The sequence below is a fragment of the Paenibacillus sp. FSL R7-269 genome (assembly GCF_000517865.1).
GTDB lineage: Bacteria > Bacillota > Bacilli > Paenibacillales > Paenibacillaceae > Paenibacillus_AQ.
Window position 1 is genome coordinate 67,769 of record NZ_ASPS01000009.1, and the last position, 19,673, is coordinate 87,441.

The 19,673-nt window shown below is 51.6% G+C and carries 14 protein-coding genes; 4 read left to right on the forward strand and 10 right to left on the reverse strand.

Features of this window, described 5'->3' with window-relative positions:
* Positions 1-214: 214 nt before the first annotated feature.
* From C162_RS03525 to C162_RS03540, 4 genes are all read right to left on the reverse strand, one after another.
* Positions 215-937: a GntR family transcriptional regulator gene (locus C162_RS03525; RefSeq protein WP_036691306.1), complete on the reverse strand. Its 723-nt coding sequence runs from the start codon at positions 935-937 to the stop codon at positions 215-217.
* A gap of 93 nt (positions 938-1,030) precedes the next feature.
* Positions 1,031-2,173, reverse strand: a complete 1,143-nt coding sequence (locus tag C162_RS03530; protein ID WP_036691307.1) for a response regulator — start codon at positions 2,171-2,173, stop codon at positions 1,031-1,033.
* Positions 2,174-2,282: 109 nt separating this feature from the next.
* On the reverse strand, positions 2,283-6,842 hold the full coding sequence (locus C162_RS34040; protein ID WP_051493200.1) for an S-layer homology domain-containing protein: 4,560 nt from the start codon (positions 6,840-6,842) through the stop codon (positions 2,283-2,285).
* Positions 6,843-7,182: 340 nt separating this feature from the next.
* Positions 7,183-8,118, reverse strand: coding sequence for a GNAT family N-acetyltransferase (locus tag C162_RS03540; protein WP_036691309.1), 936 nt, complete (start codon positions 8,116-8,118; stop codon positions 7,183-7,185).
* Between the two features lie 246 nt (positions 8,119-8,364).
* Here C162_RS03540 and C162_RS03545 point away from each other — a divergent pair, with 246 nt between their 5' ends.
* On the forward strand, positions 8,365-10,746 hold the full coding sequence (locus C162_RS03545; RefSeq protein WP_036691310.1) for a GH36-type glycosyl hydrolase domain-containing protein: 2,382 nt from the start codon (positions 8,365-8,367) through the stop codon (positions 10,744-10,746).
* A 123-nt stretch (positions 10,747-10,869) separates the two neighbouring features.
* Here the strand turns inward: C162_RS03545 and C162_RS03550 are convergent, their stop codons facing one another.
* From C162_RS03550 to C162_RS03565, 4 genes are all read right to left on the reverse strand, one after another.
* Positions 10,870-11,184 carry a hypothetical protein gene (locus C162_RS03550; protein WP_051493201.1) on the reverse strand — a complete coding sequence of 105 codons (315 nt, stop codon included), beginning with the start codon at positions 11,182-11,184 and terminating at the stop codon, positions 10,870-10,872.
* 434 nt (positions 11,185-11,618) lie between these two features.
* Positions 11,619-14,237 carry a metallophosphoesterase gene (locus C162_RS03555; RefSeq protein ID WP_036691312.1) on the reverse strand — a complete coding sequence of 873 codons (2,619 nt, stop codon included), beginning with the start codon at positions 14,235-14,237 and terminating at the stop codon, positions 11,619-11,621.
* 3 nt (positions 14,238-14,240) lie between these two features.
* Positions 14,241-15,506 carry a class I SAM-dependent methyltransferase gene (locus tag C162_RS03560; RefSeq protein ID WP_036691313.1) on the reverse strand — a complete coding sequence of 422 codons (1,266 nt, stop codon included), beginning with the start codon at positions 15,504-15,506 and terminating at the stop codon, positions 14,241-14,243.
* A gap of 15 nt (positions 15,507-15,521) precedes the next feature.
* Positions 15,522-16,316 carry a nucleotidyltransferase domain-containing protein gene (locus C162_RS03565; RefSeq protein WP_036691315.1) on the reverse strand — a complete coding sequence of 265 codons (795 nt, stop codon included), beginning with the start codon at positions 16,314-16,316 and terminating at the stop codon, positions 15,522-15,524.
* Positions 16,317-16,492: 176 nt separating this feature from the next.
* On the opposite strand from C162_RS03565, the gene C162_RS03570 reads away from it, so the two are divergent.
* Together C162_RS03570 and C162_RS03575 are read left to right on the forward strand one after the other, a co-directional pair.
* Positions 16,493-17,806 carry a helix-turn-helix transcriptional regulator gene (locus C162_RS03570; protein WP_036691316.1) on the forward strand — a complete coding sequence of 438 codons (1,314 nt, stop codon included), beginning with the start codon at positions 16,493-16,495 and terminating at the stop codon, positions 17,804-17,806.
* Complete coding sequence (locus C162_RS03575) at positions 17,793-18,593, forward strand: WYL domain-containing protein (RefSeq protein WP_036691318.1); 801 nt, start codon at positions 17,793-17,795, stop codon at positions 18,591-18,593. Before C162_RS03570 ends, C162_RS03575 begins: the two co-directional genes overlap by 14 nt.
* 6 nt (positions 18,594-18,599) lie before the next feature.
* Here C162_RS03575 and C162_RS03580 read toward each other — a convergent pair whose 3' ends face one another.
* Together C162_RS03580 and C162_RS03585 are read right to left on the reverse strand one after the other, a co-directional pair.
* Positions 18,600-19,031: a hypothetical protein gene (locus C162_RS03580; protein WP_036691320.1), complete on the reverse strand. Its 432-nt coding sequence runs from the start codon at positions 19,029-19,031 to the stop codon at positions 18,600-18,602.
* Positions 19,032-19,047: 16 nt separating this feature from the next.
* Positions 19,048-19,314, reverse strand: a complete 267-nt coding sequence (locus C162_RS03585) for a DUF6809 family protein (protein WP_036691322.1) — start codon at positions 19,312-19,314, stop codon at positions 19,048-19,050.
* Positions 19,315-19,440: 126 nt separating this feature from the next.
* Here C162_RS03585 and C162_RS03590 point away from each other — a divergent pair, with 126 nt between their 5' ends.
* On the forward strand, positions 19,441-19,668 hold the full coding sequence (locus tag C162_RS03590) for a helix-turn-helix domain-containing protein (protein ID WP_036691324.1): 228 nt from the start codon (positions 19,441-19,443) through the stop codon (positions 19,666-19,668).
* Positions 19,669-19,673: the final 5 nt, after the last annotated feature.

The following is a 19,673-nucleotide window of genomic DNA, read 5'->3' on the forward strand; positions in this document are numbered from 1 at the left end:
ATCGGCATTTCAGAAATTCAATCTTTTTAGAAATTAATACGGTCCAATATTGTGAAATTTTGAACATAGTATGAAATTCGCTGCAAAATTCGCACAAAATTATATTCTTTTTTATATTTATGGATTAATTTGTTATGTCCGAAAAGATGCCAAAAAGACCGGGACTCCTCCCGGCCTGCTATACCTCAGTTATGCTATTTACAACGTCCACCCGTTAATGCACAGACACGAACGTGTTGAACTTCAGATACTCATAATGGAAGCGCATATGCGAGAATTCAAACGGCGTGCCGTTATCCAGGAAGAAGATTCCTTCCATAATCCCTACGGGTTCATTCTCCTTCAGATGGAGCAGCTCCTGGTCATTCGGCAGCGAAGGCTCGGCAAAAATAGACAAAAAGGATTTAGTCACCGCCAGATTGCGCGACTCCTCCAGATAATGAAAAATCGAGCCCTCGATAATCGTCTGGTCGAGATTTTGCACAATTTTGATCGGAATATATCCCGTCTCAATCATGAAGGGCGCACCTTCAAACAGACGCAGACGCACGATCTTATACACGAAATCATGGGGCATCAGGAACAAATCCCGCTGAAGCTCCTCCGTGGGCCGGATGACCTCGAAGCTCAGCACCTTGATCTCCGGCTTCTTGCCGTGCATCTGGAAGTTATCCGACACCCCCAGGTTAGAGCCCTCGTAATTGAAGATCGAATCGTTCTTTATGTATAGCGGATTGATGAAGGTGCCGGAGCCGCGTTTCTTGAAAATAATGCCCGAGCTCTCCATCTTCATCAGCGCACGCTTAATGGTACTGCGGCTAACCTGATACGCCTCGCTGAGACTGCGCTCATCCGGCAGCTTCATATCGGCGTACTGCCCGGCAAAGATCTTCGTTTTGAGGTCAGCAATAATCTGCTTGTAGACAAATTGGGTCATGGGGTGCTCCTTCGTCGGGTCTTTGCAGAACCAGTTCATTCAAGATTAAATATATCATAATTTAGATAGGGCAAAAAGGATGAATCCACGGATTCACCCTTTTTGACGCTTGTTGTCCCAATCCCTATACCATTTGACAATCTCCCGGCTCGGTTTCTCCGCAACCTCTGCTTCCATAACCGTTTCCAGTAATACATATTGTCTTTGCACCAGAAAATGAAAGCCCATGCTATCCGATATTTGCATGTACAATAATTGCGCTTGCTCCTCTAACGGATAGCGGGTGCACACCTGTTCAATATGCTTGAAGGCCTGTTCATATTCTGCATTCCCCATATACCAGCGGACCAGATTCAGCTTGAGCCGAATCCACTGCAGCTGGAATCTTTGCCGTTCAAGCTCCGCCCACACATAATCGTACCCCTCCAGATATTCGCTCTTGAACAGCTTCAGGATTCGTTCATATTCAGGCAGTGTGTCATTCGACAGCTCTAACCCCGCTTGGATAAAGCGGTCAAACTCATCAACGTCCAGGCAGATCCCATCCAGCTTGAGCAGATAGCCGTCCGCCGTATTTTGCAGGAGAATCCGTTCTCTGCTGAAAGGCTCCAGCATTTTGCGGATATGATACACAGCAGTATATAACTGCGGATAGGCCCTGTCCGGATCAAAATCAGCCCACATTAGCTCAATTAGAGTCGCTTTACTGACCACTTTGCCGCGATGATGCAGCAGATAAAAGAAGATTTCCTGCGCCTTCGCCGTTCTCCATTGCAGTGACGGAAGCTCCTGACTCCCTTCGTAGATCCGGAAGGCATCGAGCATCAGCATCCTCCAGCTTGTCTGCGCTGACGTTGCCCGGGCTGCCAGGCCAGGCTTCTGCTGAGCATTCAATCTCCGCACTGTAAGCTTCAGACGGTCCATATGAATCGGCTTAAGCAAATAGTCCAGGGCATTCAGCTCAAAAGCCTTGATCGCATACTTATCATATGCCGTTACGAATACAACCTGCAGATCGGGTCTTCGCTCCAGTAGCCTCTCCGCCAGCTCAATCCCGCTCAGCTCCGGTAAATGGATATCGAGAAACACAATGTCGGCCTCGGTCTCCTCCACCTTTTGCTGCCCTAGCAGCGGATCGGTATATTTGCCGATAATCTCAAAATCACCAAGTGCATGCAATTGGCGTTCCAAAGCCTTTAGTGCCAATTCTTCATCGTCAATCAGGATTGCTCTCATTCGGATCTCCTTCGCAGCTGGAAATCGGTAAGGTGTTATAACCATTATACTTCAAATTTAATGATTTAGGGGTTGGAGGAGAATGATCTCTCCTCCAACCCCTATCCATTTATTCTGTAACCCGTTGTTCCTTCTGTTCACTGTCGACCCGGTACTGATGGTCGATGACAGCCTCCTGGATATCCAGGTAGGCCCAATGATTCTTGGAGACATCCGGGAATTTCACCGCATCTGCTCCATGGAGCGGACCGCGGCCAAACATCTGATTAACAATGACTACAGCTTCCGCACGGGTCAGATAAGCATTCGGCTTGAAGCTGCCGTCCGGGTAGCCTTTGAGCAAGCCCGCCTTCACATTGGCTTCAATGACGCCTTGTGCCCAATGTCCGGTGGTGTCGCTCATGCTGGACTTACCATCTGCCGGTACTGCAAGCTTCAGGTAGTTGGCAGCAGCAGCGGCCATCTCTGCTCTCGTAATCGGTGCATTCCCCCGGAATTTCCCGGCCGGATCACCCTTCATCAAGCCCTGTGTATTCACAAAGGCAATGGCTGCTGCCGCATAATGACGGACAGCGACATCCGGGAAGGGAGGATTGCCTACAGCCGCACTAGCATCATAGCCCAGATTCCGGGCAAGCATGAGTGCCATCTGCGAGCGCGTTACCCGATCGTCCGGCTTGAATTCGCCATCCGGGAAGCCAACGATATAGGATACATGCGTAGCAGGCGACTGATTATTGAAGTTGATAATCGTAAAGGTACTGAATTTGCTTACCGAGAATTCCAGTCCAAGCAGTCCCTCTTTATAGGTAACCGCTTTGCCTTTGACAACCTCTTTCGTGCCGTCGGTATGTTCAATGAAAATACCGAGCTGTGCCAGGAATGCATTACGCGCCGCTTCATTCGCAGGCAGCTTCACATCTCTTAGCGGCAGAATCAGGGTTACTGCGCGGCTGGACAGGTTCGTCTCGATGGTCATCGGTCTGGCGACCACTTCGATTTTGTTGTCCTTGGCCACTTCACGGACCACAGCTTCGAGCGTGGCTCTTTTCTCGATTTCATTCCGCTCTGTTGCACTTCTCACCGGCACCAGCCGGAAATAGAAGTCTTGTAAGGTGCCTTCCAGCGATTCATTCGGAACACGCACAATCGCGTTCTCCGTATAGATTTCCAGTACAATCCCATTTTCTTTCAGCAAATTTGCGGTCTCCGCCGGAATTTGGACATTCACTTCGCTGACATTGTCCGCCGCATCCGGGATGACTACACGGGCAATGCTTTGTCCCGTCTCTTTCGCCTTCTTCACCGCTTCTTCAGCCTTATCCTTGGTGAAGCGGACCAGATCAGTTATGGTTCCGTTGCTGTGCGTCGTCCGCTGAACCGGTACCTTCGTGATCCCCACCGCATTGGCACCGCCTATGGCTACATCCACCTGGATGAGTTCGGTTTTGGCAGTATCCGGTGCAGGAGCAGGGCCGGAGCCTCCGCCGCTGGAAACAGGCTGTTCTCTGGTAATGATCATGGTGTAGGTGTTCGTTCCACCTGCGGAATCCTTGACGGTAACCAGAACTTCATTCTTGCCTACTTTCAGAGGGAGCGCTTTGCTCCATTCGCCGTTCTTCACCTCTACCGGCGCTTCACCGGTAATGCTGAGTGTTACCACCGCACCCGGGTCAAGTGTTACCGGCTTGAATGACATTTCATATACACTGTTCCCTACAGTTACATCATAACTTGTAGTTTCAGGCTTGAACTCCGGCTGCAGGGTGCCGCTTGAAGGCTCCAGGGAGACCAGCTTCCCGCTTGCGCGGATGACCTGAATCTGGTATTGGCCCAGCTTAACGCCCGGACGCTTCGCATCCACAATATCCACCTGAATGATGTTCAGCCCTTCCTGAAGCGGCAGCTTGCTCCAGTCACCGTCAGGGACCTCTACACCGTTCAGGCTAACCTTGCGCAGTGTATCGTTATCTCCTGCCGGGGCAAGATTCAGGGCGATGGTACCGGTCTCGTTAGGCACGGTCGCCTGATAGCCGCTTGGTACATCCGGCTGGAAGCCCGGACTTAAGGATACCGGCTTGTCCCCAACGGATAATCCCAGACCGTTCTCAGGCAGCTTGCCTGCCTCTGAGATATACTTGGAATCTCCGCCAAGATCAATTCCCGGCTGCAGACCCGTAAGCGGGTTATTCTTGTTGCCATTCTCCGTTACGTTGCCAAGCTCTGGATCGTAGCTCAACAGTCCGCCCTTATGATCTTCCGGAATGGACACGATCAGTTCATTGCCGTTGATCTCAAAAGGCTCCTTAAGCGGCACACCGCCGTAAGTGAATCCTGACAGATCGGTCAAGTCGTTGATTGGCTTGTTGAATACCAGCTTGAGCTTGCCGGCTTCGGGATAAGCAGCAACGAGCTGAAGCGGAATCACATTATTATCCTTCGTAATGCCGGACTGGTCGCCTGCCTGAATCGGCTTCAATTCGTTCAGGACATTGCCTTCAGCCGTAACATTACCGGCAGCAGGGTCGTACCCTACGACCAATGCATCATCTGGACCGAGCGCTTCCTCCAGAACGACTTCTACTTTATCGCCCTGTACGGACTTCACAGCAATCACTTTCCGTCCATCGACGGTAAGCCCGGTGAAATCAGCATCGGTCAAAGCAGAACCTACAGGCTGGTTGAACGTCAGCACAGCATGATCCGGCTGTCCTTCATTTACCGCCACATGAGTCAATTCCAGCTGCGGCACGGTGAACGGTACCAGCTTCGTTTCTTTTCTTACCTCATCACCGAATGTCTTGGTAGAAGTCACCGCTACATGGTAGGACCCTGGTGCCAGCGGTCCCGGCAGCTTGGTGTCCCACTTATAGACATCATCAGTTACCGTAATGCCTACTTCAAGATCGAACAGATAGGCATTAGGATGAACGTCCACTTTATAGACGGCAGCCGTAACTACCGAGTCCAGTGCAGCTTGTCCGGTTACCGGGAGCGGGAAGTCTGCTCCGTATACCTCGGTTCCGTTCGCAGGCTCTTGAATCTGCAAAGAGTCACCGAACGGACCGTTAGCGATCAGCGTAAAGTCGGACACTGGCTCCTTCCCCGGCGTCTGAGCCTCGATTGCCGACTCTGCGGCATTGTATTCGATTCGAACCACAGGGTCATTGGACAACGGTCTGGCCAGGGTCAGAATAATGACACTTGGATCTTCGTCGGATACTACAGCCTTCGTAACATCGACCAATTTTCCGTCCAATGTTACTCTGAAGTCATCTGTAGTATCCGCATCGTCCGCGTTAAACTTGATGTCCTTGTCGAACTTGATAGACACCTGATTGTTGCTTCCGGCTGTATAGCTTGCGCTGTTAGCTACCGGCGGCTGCTTAACCAACCCGGCAATTGCATCCTCCAGACCCTTGCGGGCAGCTTCGATTTCTTCCGGGGTAGCATGGTCATTATCAAGAACAGCGTTGGCAGCATCTGTTGCCTTTTGAAGAACAGCCAGAGACTCCTTTGTATAGGTCTGCGGAGCAGTATTCAGATAGCCCTGCGCTGTAGTAGCATCCGTTTTCAGCGGTGTTTTGTCCAGCAGTGTAATGGTTGTGTTAATGCTGGTGGTGGAATCTCCTGGCATGCCGCCGTATTCAACTAGGTAGGCATGCACCCCCTGGGAGTTAGTTGGATAATCATTCCATTTACTTTTATTAGGACCGCTTGAATAAATATGGACCACATGCTCATATGTTTTATCATTGGGCTCATTCGGAGCCCAATTAGCGTACATAGGGCCGTAAGTTGCATCGGTAACCTCGGCGGCATCATTTTTTCCTCCATCGGCGAGGTACCCCTGGTAAAAACGAAGTCCTGATTTGCCTTCGAATTGCACCAATCCTTCCGGTCCGGTTACCCAGCGCCAATCGCCGTAGCCTTTATATTTTTCAATGTTCTGCAAGGTGGAAACGCGCGTAGTAGCCCTATCGTTTTGTTGTTCATTTTGTTCACGAGCCACATCTTTCCCGCCAATCCAGCCAATTACTGGAGTCTTATCGACAATAAAAGCGTTCTCATCCGGGTCAGTAATCGTCACCAGATACCCCTGGCGTCCATAATAACTCTTCTTCTCGGCATCCGCCTTGGCTTTCGGCCACTTGACGCTGGTTTCCGCCACATACTCATAGAAATGGCCGTTTTTATTAAAGGCCGGGACAGGACCAAGGCCGAAGGTCAGACTGCGCTCTCCTGGTGATGTCATAGTGAATTCGGCATTTTCCAATACGCTCTGATACTCTGCAGTTGAAGCTCCGCCTTCTAATATATAGACACCGTTCCCCGCGCCGGATTTAACTGTAATTTCTGTACCAGTTGTTACGAACGTAATCTGGTCACCCTGCTTGTACCCGTTAATGACAACCGTTGCGCCCGTCATCATTTCACCAGGATCTGCGGTTATAAATAGCTCCGGGAAGGTTAATTTTACCGATCCGCTATCCTTGGTGAAGCTCCGGTACTTATCTGAAGTGAAAATTTGTTCCGAGCCGTCATTCTCCGCTACAGCCGCATGGGCCACTGGCCCAAGCACCGCAAAGTTGGCAGTAACCAGCGCAATCGACAACGAGGCTGCCAGAGCGCGGGAACCTCTTTTATTCCATTTCTTTGATGTTGTCATCTTTTTTTGTTCTCCTCATCTAATGGGACTTTTATGGGATCAGCCGACACTTCCTATTATTCATAGACCGCTTGCCTGTTACCTGTACTTTCCTCCCTTCTTATGCAGGCGTTCACCAAATCGTGCGATACGGATACCGACAGGTTGTGTATCATAATCTCTTAGTTTCTAATACTATCCGACAGACCTCTACATTAACTCTACAAATCTCCTTTATTGTGACAAAAATCATTGCATAATTGCGAAAGACACCTCCTCTTTGTGCTTCCAGTCATTTTTATAGCAAAAAAAAGACACCCCTAAGGGTGCCTTCGCTGATCTTGCGGATCGCTTATTTGCGTTAATCCACCGGGATATACATCTTCTGAATCTCCTGCACCCCGGGCTTAAACCCGAGATTGTAGTACATAGATTCCGCATCATTTCCTTCCATTACATACAATCTCAGCAGCGGATACGTCCCCTTCAGAGTGGTAAGGGCTCTTTGCAGCATCCGTGTAGCCAATCTTCTCCCACGATAAGCGGGATTAACGCCAATGCTATAGACTGCGGCCACATCATCCTGGAGACACAGCCGGCAATTGGCAATGAGCTGATCTGTCGCGTTATCGAATACCAGCGTGGAAGCCTGCGTTAATATTTCATTGGAGTAATTAGGATCTTCACCGGGTATAAAATCTTTTAAAGCAAATTGCTTCCTCCGGGTTGCATCCAGTCCGCCTCTAAAGCTCTCAAAATCACAACGGGCAATCTCTTCTGCAAGAATGAACCTTTTGCCTCCGTCCTCAGTCCCTTCCACTTCTGGACTCTCAATCCTCAGATCATCCTCCCATTTGATGTGAAAATATTCTGTAGGCCGCTGCATCCAGCGGCATCTGAATTCATCCGGCCAGAAGCCTGCCCGGGCATACAGATGAACCTGATCCGGTAGAATCTCATAGGTGCGTATGGGCTCCTTCCGGTCAGACCAATGAATCAACAACGCTTTAAGCTGCTTCAATACTCCAAATGAATCGTTAAAGGGCGGGATTACAAAGAGATGGTAGATCACATTCGGTGACATCCGGACTCCGCCGATTTTGCTCTCCCCCTTGTATATCCAAAAGGCATTCCTGCGCGGATTCGCATAGCTTTCCTCTCTAAAAAAACCGTTATACTCCATGTTATAATAGACGGAGCAATATATTCCCCACTCCTTGGGCTCTGCTCTTCGGATAGACCACTCACCGTTTAAATCGTAGGATATCGTATCTTCAGACCATTGCTTTATACTCATCTTGCACTCCTCCTTATACTTCCAGCCATCTAGCCGCACTCACATATACTTGATCTTATCAACGCCATACCCCCATTCAAATATAGGAAACTGCTATAAAAAGACTCTACTGTTTGTTTTTTTCTCAAATATAGGCTATATTGTCAGACCACTATTGTCTTATAATGGAAGTGGGCGGGATTCTTCGGTCATTTGTGAACGCGCGTTCATAACCCTGCCTGTTATCTATCATGAGGAGGAATGGTTATGCAATACGGTCATTTTGACGACAAGAACAAAGAGTATCTGATTACAAAACCGAATACACCTGCTCCCTGGGCCAACTATCTCGGCTCGCCGGAATACGGTGCGATTATCTCAGGCAACGCCGGGGGCTACAGCTTCGTGAAATCCGGGGCCAACGGACGGCATATCCGCTATCATTTCAACTCCAAGGACGAGCCTGGGCGCTACATTTATATCAAAGACCTGGAAAACGGCGATTATTGGTCCGGCTCCTGGCAGCCGGTAGGCAAGAATCTGGAGCAATACAAATCCGTCTGCCATCATGGAACCGGATACACGAACATCGTCTCAGATTATGACAACATTCATACCGAGTCCTTATACTACGTACCGCTGAACAAGACCTATGAGGTATGGCGCATGAAGATCCGCAATGATGGCACCACTCCGCGTAAGCTGGCTCTCTTCGGCTTCGCCGAATTCACCAATGACAACAACTATGAGCAAGATACCGTGAACCTGCAATACACGCTGTTTATTTCCCGGACCTACTTCAAGCACGATAAAATTCTTCAAGTCATCAATGAAAATATCGCGGGAGAACAGACCTGGAGATTCTTCGGCGCGGCCGGAGCAGAGGTGGCCGGTTATGACGGGGACCGCGATACATTCCTTGGAGATTACCGCAGCTACGGGAATCCGCTCTCCGTGGAGAACGGACAATGCTCGAACTCACTGAACTATAATGCCAATGCCTGCGGTGCCCTGCAGATGAATGTAGAGCTGCAGCCGGGAGAAGAGAAGGAAATTGCCTTCCTGCTGGGACAATATGATGAAGAAGGAGCCTCCGGCATTCTTAGCCACTACCAGGATTTGTCCGTGGTAGACCGGGAGCTTGAAGAACTGAAGACCTTCTGGCACAGCAAGCTTAACCGCTTCCAGGTGCAGACTCCAAGCAGCAATCTGAACCATATGATCAACACATGGAACGCATATCAGTGCTTCATCACCTTCATCTGGTCGCGTGCCGCCTCCTTCCAGTACTCCGGCCTGCGCAACGGGCTTGGCTACCGGGATACGGTTCAGGACATCCAGGGCATTATCCATCTGGACCATGAGATGGCTCTCGAACGCCTGCGGCTGATGATCTCTGCCCAGGTATCCAATGGCGGCGGACTGCCGCTGGTGAAATTCGACCATAACCCGGGCCATGAGGGAACACCAGACGACCCTGAGTATGTGCGGGAGACTGGACATCCCCACTACCGGGCCGACGATGCCCTGTGGCTGTTCCCCACGGTTATCAAGTACCTGAATGAGAGCGGAAACTGGGACTTCACCGATGAGCTCATTCCTTATTCAGATCAAGGCGAAGCAACGGTGTATGAGCATCTGCGGCAGGCGCTTCAATTCAGCCTCGACCGGATGGGCGCGCACGGGATGCCGGTTGGACTTCATGCCGACTGGAACGATTGTCTGCGGCTTGGCGCCAAGGGTGAATCCCTGTTCGTGGCCTTCCAGCTGTACATGGGCTTCAAGGTATTCATGGGCATCGCGGAGAACAAGAACAAACCGGAGGATACGGCGTGGGCACAAGGGCTGCTGGAGGAGCTGGACGGTAATATTCAGAAGTATGCCTGGGAGAACGATCAGTTCGTCCGCGGCTTCACCGAAGATAACTATACCATCGGCTCGTGGGAGAACGACGAGGGCCGAATCTGGCTCAATCCGCAGAGCTGGTCGGTGCTTAGCGGCGCAGCCCGCCCTGAACAGGCCAAGCTCGCCATGGACAAGGTCTATGACAATCTGCGGACTGATTACGGCACGATGCTATTCTACCCGCCATTCCGCAAATACGGCTTGCCGGTGGCACTGATGGCGCTGTTCAATGCCTCAACGAAGGAGAACGGCGGCATCTTCAGCCAGCCGCAGGGCTGGCTCATCCTGGCGGAGACGGTGATTGGTAACGGTGATCGCGCGTTCGAGTATTTCCTGAACTGCAGCCCGGCCACCATGAACGACAATGCGGAGGTCCGTAAGCTGGAACCTTACGTCCACGGCCAATTCGTGGAATCCAAGGACAGCCCGTATCAGGGGCGGGCCCATGTCCACTGGCTGACCGGCACCGCCTCCACTGTCATGGTCTCTCTGGCAGAGGGCATAATGGGCGTTCAGCCGCAGAAGGACGGCCTCCGTCTGGACCCGTGTGTCCCTTCGGACTGGACCGACTTCTCCATGGTACGCGAATTCCGCGGGAAGAAGCTGAACATCCAGGTGGAGAACAAGAACAGCGTTCAGAAAGGCGTCTCTCGCATCGTCATCAACGGCGAAGAAATCCAGGGCAATCTGATTCCTGTATCCCGTATGGCAGCAGAGAACGATGTGCTGGTTGTGATGGGTTAACTTCACGCCGGTCCATGGAACGGCATAGATCAATATGAAGAAGGGGAGCAGTCCCACGGGGTGCTCTCCTTCTTTTTAACGTATACTTCAAGTCTGCAATCCCGGCTTCGCGTAGCTCTCCGACTACTTCAAGATCTTATTCAGCTCTTCCGCCGATTTCTTGCTGTTCGCTCTGGCATAGAAGTAGAACGCAACCGTATGCAGAATCACGGATAACAGCAGCATTCCAGGCCACCAGGCGCGGATGGAAGCGAACATCTCAATGGAGAACAACCACACCATACCCATCCCGCCTGCAATACTGAGAATCGATCCAATAAGAATATTCCACAGCGGCTTCAGCGTAAATTGATTCCACAGTACATTGTACATAATCCCGAATAACACGGCAGCAATGGCGGCGATGCCCGCCAGACGCCACAGATACAGCATCTCCACCGGCTGATCTCTGCTCCTGTCCTATCCCCAGGAACAATTATGTGAAGCATGTATTCAACTCCGCATCTGTAGATATGAATATCGTGATTGGCAGCAGAGACCGACCCTGCGATTACAGGTAACTTCGATACGTATACCCGGATGAACCATTCAGAATGGAGCTGGATGAGCGGTTATCGCAATATATCCTGCCGCCCTCGAAGGATCATGCAGTGTATATCTTCAGACGTAAGCGATAAGGGGCAACAACTGGCTTGGAACAAAACATTCAGCCCGCTCGCCTCCGCCTAGCCCATTGTAATCGGTTTTCCGATTACATCTGGCATGCACGGTGCAATCAGCCACATGTCCTCCGCAGGCGTAAACCATCATCTCCTCTATAACAAAATAAGGCAGGCTACGGGAACTTCCCGGCAGCCTGCATGACGTTTCTTTTAGAGCCTCGGATCGATCTCCTTCTCCTTCGTCACCTCGAACAACAGGTTCGCGGCAATCTGTTTGTAGGTGCTGTTGTCCGCCGAGATCTCCTCCAGCTTAATCTCCAGCATGTGCTTACCCAGCCGGTGCTCAGCCAGGGAAGTGCGCAGCTTAGGTGCGATATTCTTCTGCTTCATCAGCTTGGCATACTTGTGCGGAAATCTGTAGTCGTAGCCGTAGATGATCGACAGGTAACCCGGATTACGGACCTTCAGGTAAGGGACCACTCCCGGCTGCTCCTGCTCCGGCTTGATCACGATCCCCTCCATCTTCTGCTCAACGGTTATGGCGGCGAAATATTCCTCAGCCCGGCTGTAAGTCTCCGGCTCCTGCAGGTCCAGCACCAGGATCTCATCGTCATTCAGGAAGCGGTACTGCTCCGAGGTTACTCCCTCAGGCATCCGTTCCTCCCCGCTCTCCAGCACTTCCTTCAGAATAGCAAACGGCTTATAATCCAGCTCCGCCTCCCCGGCGTACAGCTCCAGCTGCCGCTTATACACCCGGTACGCCTCGTCCCTCTGGTCAAGCCCCACATAGGCATCCCGGATGCTGCGGACATGCTTATTTGTCTGGTATACATGAGCACCATAGCTGGTATTAAGCGCTTCTTTGGTCAGATGATGCTGATCCTGCTCGAATCCGCTGGCTTCATACGCCTGAATCAGCTCACCGAGCGAATCCTCGAACCCGTGCTCTCTCAGGAACGCAAGCTCATTCTCCAGCGCCCGCCCAATCGGCTGGAACTGGCGTTCAATCAGCCCTTCCCCCAGCGCCTTCCAGGGCAGAAGCTCCCCGTCCAGCAGCAGCACACGGATGCCTTGCTCCGCCATATACGTTCCGAACCGCCCCAGCAGTCCTTCATAGACCGGCGTCAGATCTGCAGCCTTGACCTTATAGCCATTGCGGCTAACCGCATAACAATGCTCTACGTCCCGGAATAGATACACCGTGCAGCGCGATCCCATATACTTAGGCTGAAGGACCACCTCAGACACCCCGCGTCCGGCAAAATAATCCAGACCCTTGCGCAGTGACTCCAGCTCGCCTGCTACTTCATCCTTATCCGCAGGCGACATCGTCCCGGAGATGAAGTTGACCTTATTCTGCGAGGAATAGCGCAGTCTGCGCATGGACTCCGCATCCAGCTCCTCCACAGAGACCATGCTCACTTCGCGGAAGAGAACCGGCAACTCTTCCGGCAAGAGCTGCTGGCGGGATTTATGGCTTTTGTAGAACGGCTTGAAGGTTATAAGGACAGAAGTTAGCCCGTTCCCATGCACCGCCCCTGTATCCAGATGTAATTTGTTCTTGATACGGAACGTCTGCTTCGCGGCAATATGTCCGAACAGATGGAACGGATGATTGCCCTCCGCCTCCTCCTTCAGGAAGCCCAGCTGCTGCTCGTACGCAGACTCACGGTCTAGCCGGAAGTTGCGCTGATGGCGCAGCGAATTCGTATCCAGCTTCCCGATGTACTTATTGCGGCAAGGCGCATGCGTCACATAGAAGGAAGGCCCCCGATTCCCGATATAGCGGTAAAAGGGCTTCGCTCGCTCCACCAGCACGGAGAATTGACGGAACAACTCTTCATCTTCCTGTAACACCTGAGTGGAGTCAAAATAGGTTCTCAGCAGCTCCGGCTCAGTCCCCTTAATCTCCCCGCGCAGGTACTTGTAGACGAAATTCTCATGGTTGCCCATTACGAACAGGAAATGCTCCTGATTGTCATACAAAAACTCGATAATCTCCCGGGTCTGCTTGCCTTTATCGATCCAGTCGCCCGCTAGGATGATCTGTGTATTCTTCAGCTTATCCGTGGCGCATAGCTTCCCTTCTTCAATCCGGTAGCCGTAGCTGCGCAGCAGCCCCTGCAGCTCTTGAACACATTCGTGTACGTCGCCGACCACAATGTATTCCTGATCTCGCGGAAGCACCGCAGCGGCATAGGCCTCCCAATCCTGAATATGCACCCGGTAATCCGGGTTTGGCAGCTTTTCCCCAGAACCTTCAGAACCTTCAGTACCTTCAACACCTTCCAGCAGAAAATCCTTGGCCCGCACCTTATGAATACCATGGTAGCCCTCGCGGGACAGCACAGGCAGCACTTCCCGGCGCAGCCGGTTCAGGTGATTTGAGATCAGCTTCTTCGAGCGCTCCGAGGCATAATAATCCTCCCGCTTACGGTAATCGAACAGAATGACCTCCAGATTATACTGGTTCTCCTGGGCAATCGCCCGCACCTTGCTGCGGTAATCCTCAGCGAGACCTATCGTATCCATAATGACAAACTCCGCATTAATCGGCCAGGAGGTCACCCGCTTCAACCGCTCGAACAACAGCGCGAACGTATGCGAGCTGGCCTCCAGCATGACCTGATCATATTTATCGTAGTCATAGCCCAAGATCTCCTGACGGATCAGGTCTGAAGAGAGATACTGCACATTCGTGCGCAGACCTGTGGTGCTGTCCGCAGCCTTAAGCTGTGGGATCAGCACTTCTTTGGCAAAAGTAGACTTCCCGCACTCCGTCGCGCCCACCAGCATGAATATCGTGTGTACCTTCGTCTGAATGTCCATGGCCTAACCCTCCTGTCTGCGCACAATGGCGCTCTGCGTGGTACGAATGTCGCCCACCCGGTCACCTACGAGCGAGAATTCGGCTTCCACGCCCAGCCCTTGCAGTGTGAGCGTCAGCCACTCCTGGAACGCCGCCTGGCCTTTTTCCCACTTGTGATCCTCATGGCGGAAGCCTTCCAGCTCATAGTAAGGATTGAAATCCGCATTCGGCGTAGTCACAATCAGCTGTCCGAAATCCACATGGCGGATGATCTGCCGGATCAGCGCAGCCGCTTCCAGTTCACTCATATGCTCCACCACCTCGGTCAGAATGACATCCACCTGCTCTCCGTTGTACAGCTCCAGGAAATGCTCCAGCGAGCGGAAGGTGACGATGTTATCCAGCTCCTTGGCCTTTGCTTTGCGGTTCACAACCTCCAGCAGCTCCTCGTTGATGTCCACCGCATAATAAGCGCCCTCAATCTTCCCGGCATACGGAATGGCGTAGAAGCCTTCGCCGCAGCCGATATCCAGAATGGGCTTATCAAACGGAAGCACACCCGAGATGAACGTCCGCCGCTGTATCGCCGTACTGCCATATTCCAGACCGATCGGGTACAGATCTGTTTGCTCGACAGCCGTCTTGTACCGTTTGAACTGCTCCCGGGTCTTCAGGAGATTCCGGGCGAACAGGCTGCGGATATAGAAAGGAGCGTCCATCACGTTCAGACTGCGGATATATTTGTCCAGAATCCGGTCCGAGATATCGATGTACTCGTCACCGAAGATCGATAAGAACAAGGACAGCACACTGACCACATGCAGGAGGTGGTAGAGGCTTTTGCGCGTAGTGATGGTCAGGGAATAGCTCTTATGCGCCTGGTGCTCCAGGGTGAACGCATAATCCTTCTGATGCTGCTCGAAGAACCGGATGTAATGCAGACGTTCGACATGAATCATCTGGATGGTAAAAGAGTGCTCAAACCCCTCCGTATCCCGCTCATCCCGCGCCTTGAACGGGGTAGAGAAGAACTCATTCACCGCATTCAGCGGGAATAACGGGGTGTTATAGCGGGAGACATTGAGGTACTCGAAGCTCTCGCCATCGTTCTTTTTATAGGATACCTCATTGTCAGCGTCCTTGAAGTACACATTATAAGTAGCCTCATCCGAATACCAGCCGTATGCGATACCCTGACGGACCGGGCGAAGCTGCATGCCGCTCTGCGGATTCTTGCGGATGATGAAGCTTAGCTGCGGGTTCGTTGATCTCAGTTGTACAATAGCCATGATTGTCTTCCTCCTCTACAAATTCAACCCCCACACTTCCTGCAAAACCTCCCGGAACAGAGCATCAAGCCCCCGGTCCCGATTGTCTGTCTTAACACTGAGGTATGCCGCCGCTGTCTTCTCCAGCTCTTGCAGCTGCTCCTCCAGATACTCGTTAATCGCACTCAGCCGCGGTTCCAGGTCCAGCTCCTCACCCGACTTCTTCCGGGCCAGCAAATGCTGCACGACCTTCCACAGCTCACTGTCCCTTGGAATCAGCCGTTCCACCAGCACCTCGAATGCCATCGGCGGCATCTCCCCGTAGCGGTGAATCCACTCACAGGCCAGCACCGGGCGCAGCACGTAGAAATACTTTTTGATCTTGACCTGCTCCCCTTGCAGGTAATCCCGGTAGTTGCCTTTGGCCATGTTCAAGTAATGGTACATACAGGATTTCGGCGAAAAGGTATACGGTGAGATCCCCCTAAGCTGCTCCGTCACACTGAACTTCTCAGCATACTGGATCGGGGACTGCAGCCACTCCAGCAGCGGCGGGTTGGATTTATGGAACAGCTTCAGCGCTTTGCGCAGATCCCAGCCGCTAATATCCAGCATATTGTTAATAGGACGCTCTATGACATCCCGTGCATCCCAGATCGATAAGTACCACTCCGGCCGATGCACATAGATGAACCGCACATCGTAATCACTGTCCTGCGAGGGGAATCCCCACGCCCGGCTGCCTGATTCACAGGCATAGAGGATCGTCACTTGCTCCTCTTGTTCAATCTGCTTCAATTGCTTGTGGATGAGCGTATTGATAGGGTTCATGTCATCCCTCCATTCCAAGTCGGTTTCGCTGGCCTTATCTTCCCTCATTTTGCCAAGAAGGAACAGGGTGGAAGTATGGCGGCAGACAAAAATCTTCCATTTCAAGCAACTCTGGTGCTTAATAGAGGTATTAACTATTACAACTCATGAATGCGTTACAGGCTGGAGGTATACATATGGCCAAGGAAAGCTTCGATAAAGAAATACAGTTTCTCCGTATGCTGTCACTAGCCGGGGGAGCCTACAGCAGGCAGCAATTCGCCGAGCGGCTCGGCATTTCCGTCCATACCTATGACAAAACGCTGCGCAATCTCAAAGAGATGGTGACCGTCCTGCAGCAGGATCTGACCGCAGAACAAGGCACCGAGCTGTCCGAATGGCTCCGCTATAATTACTATGAATCTGCCGATCCGCTGCTCCTGTTCCTTTTCCGGGCGAAATCACTGAAAGAGACGGAGAGTATCCGGTTGACGCTGTTGTTAACCGCACTTCAGAGCGAGGAGCTAACGGCCAAGGAGCTGCATGACGGCTGCTGTGACCAGATGCCTGCCGATTCGCCGCTGCCGGACGAGAAGACCATCCGGGGAGACCTGAAATACCTGGAGGAGGTAGGCGTGATTGTAAAGGTAAATGACAAGCGCCCCTACCGGTACAAAGCCGCCAACGAGCTGCTGGACCAGCTTACGGATGAGGAGCTGCTGGACCTGTTCGATTATGTAGATGTCATTGCCAATACGCAGATTCCGTCCGTCCAGGGCTACCTGCTGCGTGACACCTTGAAGAAGGCGCTGCGGATAAGGGACATTCTTCCCGAAGCCACGGAGACCCACCGGTACAAATACCATTACCATTCCCGGATTCTGGATGAGGCGCATCTATATACGATTTTCGGGGCGGTTCAGCAGCGCCGGAGAATCAAATTCCTCTATCTGTCGCCCAAAAAAGGCATGAACTACACCTCCCAGAACACCAACCCCCTCTTCGAGCGGGAATCGGCAGGGATTACGGACAGTCTGCTTCCGCTGCGTGTCGTCTACGATCATCAGTATGGGCGCTGGTATCTGATCGGCTATCACAGCCGGACGGGGATCAAGAAGCTGCGGATGGACGGCCTGACCCAGGTTGAAGAGGGCGAGCCTGTAGAAGAAGAGGAGTTCGCGCAGCGGCTTCAGCAATTGGAGACTCAGCTGGAGTATAGCTGGGTGACGGATACCAATCGTACAGTTAAGGTGGCCGTCCGATTCTATAACCCAAGCCGGTCCGGCGCCAACTTCATCCGGGAGCGGGTCGAGGCGCAGGGGCAGTGGGGAACCATTACGGAGGAATCGGGTACGACCTTCCTGTACGAGATTACGGTGAATGAGATCTTTGAGATCAAGCCGTGGCTGCGGAGCTTCGGTTCAAGCTGCGAGATTCTGGAGCCCCGCTGGCTGCGCAAGCAGTTCATGGAGGAATGGAAGGAGATCAAGAGCTACTATGAATCCCTTTGAGAAAATATTCAACTTCCAGATCATCTCCCGCCTGGAGGAAGCAGGCTCCCTGGCGCTGACCTCGCAGGAGCGTTCCTGGCTGAAGACGATGCTGGGGCATCCGGCGGCGGCTGAAGCTTTTTCAATGGAGACCTTACGTAAACTGAATTCCCTGCTGGAAGCCGAAGCTTCTATTGAAGTAGGAGAGATTATCATCGAGAAGGCCCGCAGCAAGGAACGCCAGGTCTATCATCCGCTGCTCCGCCCCCTGCGCCGCATTATCATGGCGAATCAGGGGATTCGGATCACGTATGCGATCAAGCATGGCGGGGAACGGACCGATCCGTCCGGCTTCCCCCACAAGCTGGAGTACAATATGTATAAGCGGGAGTGGTATCTGCAGTGGTACAGCACCCGGCAGCGCTCACTCATGTCCACCAAGCTGCGGAACATCGTGTCTGCCGAACCTGCTCCCATCCCCGCTCACCGGATAGAAGGCCTCAAGGCACGGATCGCCCGGCTCCTAGACGGTCTGAGAGAATCCGCCTGCATTCAGGTCATTCCGGTCTACAATGCCGAGCTGTCGCGGATCTTGGCCACCTTCTCCTGCTTCGATAAGTCAGTGGCCTTCGATGAAGCTACGGGGATCTATCACATCACCGTCCACTACATGAGGGACGACAGCGAGTTCCTGCTCTCCCGCATCCGCTTCCTGGGCCTGCGCGTGAAGATCACTGAGGGCGAGCAGCTGAAGCAGCGCATGCTGAAGTCGGCGGAGATGGCGGTGGGAAGGTATGGGGAGGAATAGCCAGAATTATTTTAGAGAAAAGCTGTTTGTAGCTACAATTTCACCATTCATTTCAAAAGTACACTCATAGGTTCCAGCAGGCCAACCTTCGGCGTCTAAGTTGAATAGTTGTCCTGACACGCCTTTGTTAATCGTTATTTTAAAGGTTTTCATTACTTTTCCTTCTTTATTGCTTGTAACATAGAACAATCCTTTACTGCTCTCTGTCGAAAGCTCCGGAAAAGCAATCTTGGCTTTTAGCTCTGCCCTTTGTGTGAAGGTTTCTGCTGAATCCACGAAATCAAAATTCGAATCATTAGTTTTATAGCCAAATGTTATTTCATAATTGTCCGGCATATTATCGGTATAGTACGCACGTAAAACCGAACTCAAAATTATCCAGAGCGAAAATAAAAAGATAAGAATTCCCGATATCAATAAAATGGTTTTTTTCATCATTCACCATCCAGGTCTCTTACTTAATTAGCACTTCAATTATCATCATGGCCCCGTCCTTGAACCCTGACACAAATGCAGCCGTTATATCCATTCCCTGCACTTGTGAATATAGCTCCAGTAAAGACTCCAGTTCCTCGAACTCACTCACTGACAGCTTCTGCTTCCAAGCTTCGAGAGATTCGGTAATCTGACCGTTAAGCGGGCGATAATTAGGGTCCTTGGAGATTATATCTTCACTAGGGAATAGACTACCATGATATAGCGATTCGAGAGTCTTGGGCATTGGGCCTCCTTCATAAGCTACACTATGAATTTAGGATATAAATCAGCGTAGCATAATTACAGAGGAAATTCGGTACGTATATGCGTATCATTCTGAAAATTTTTTTTGCTCAGGAGTGAACTTGCAGTGGGGAAGAATATTGTAGTGAAAATACCTGAATTGACTGCTAAGCATGAAATCTCCATAAGAGAGTTATCTAGAATCTCCAGGGTCCGCCATGCCGCTTTAAGCGAACTATCCAATGGAAAGAGAGAAAACATTAGCTTCAGTCATATCGTTAGAATAGCAGAAGCTCTAAATATTCAGGATATACGTGAGATTATCGACTTGGTTGACAGTAAAGAAAAGGATTGATTTAG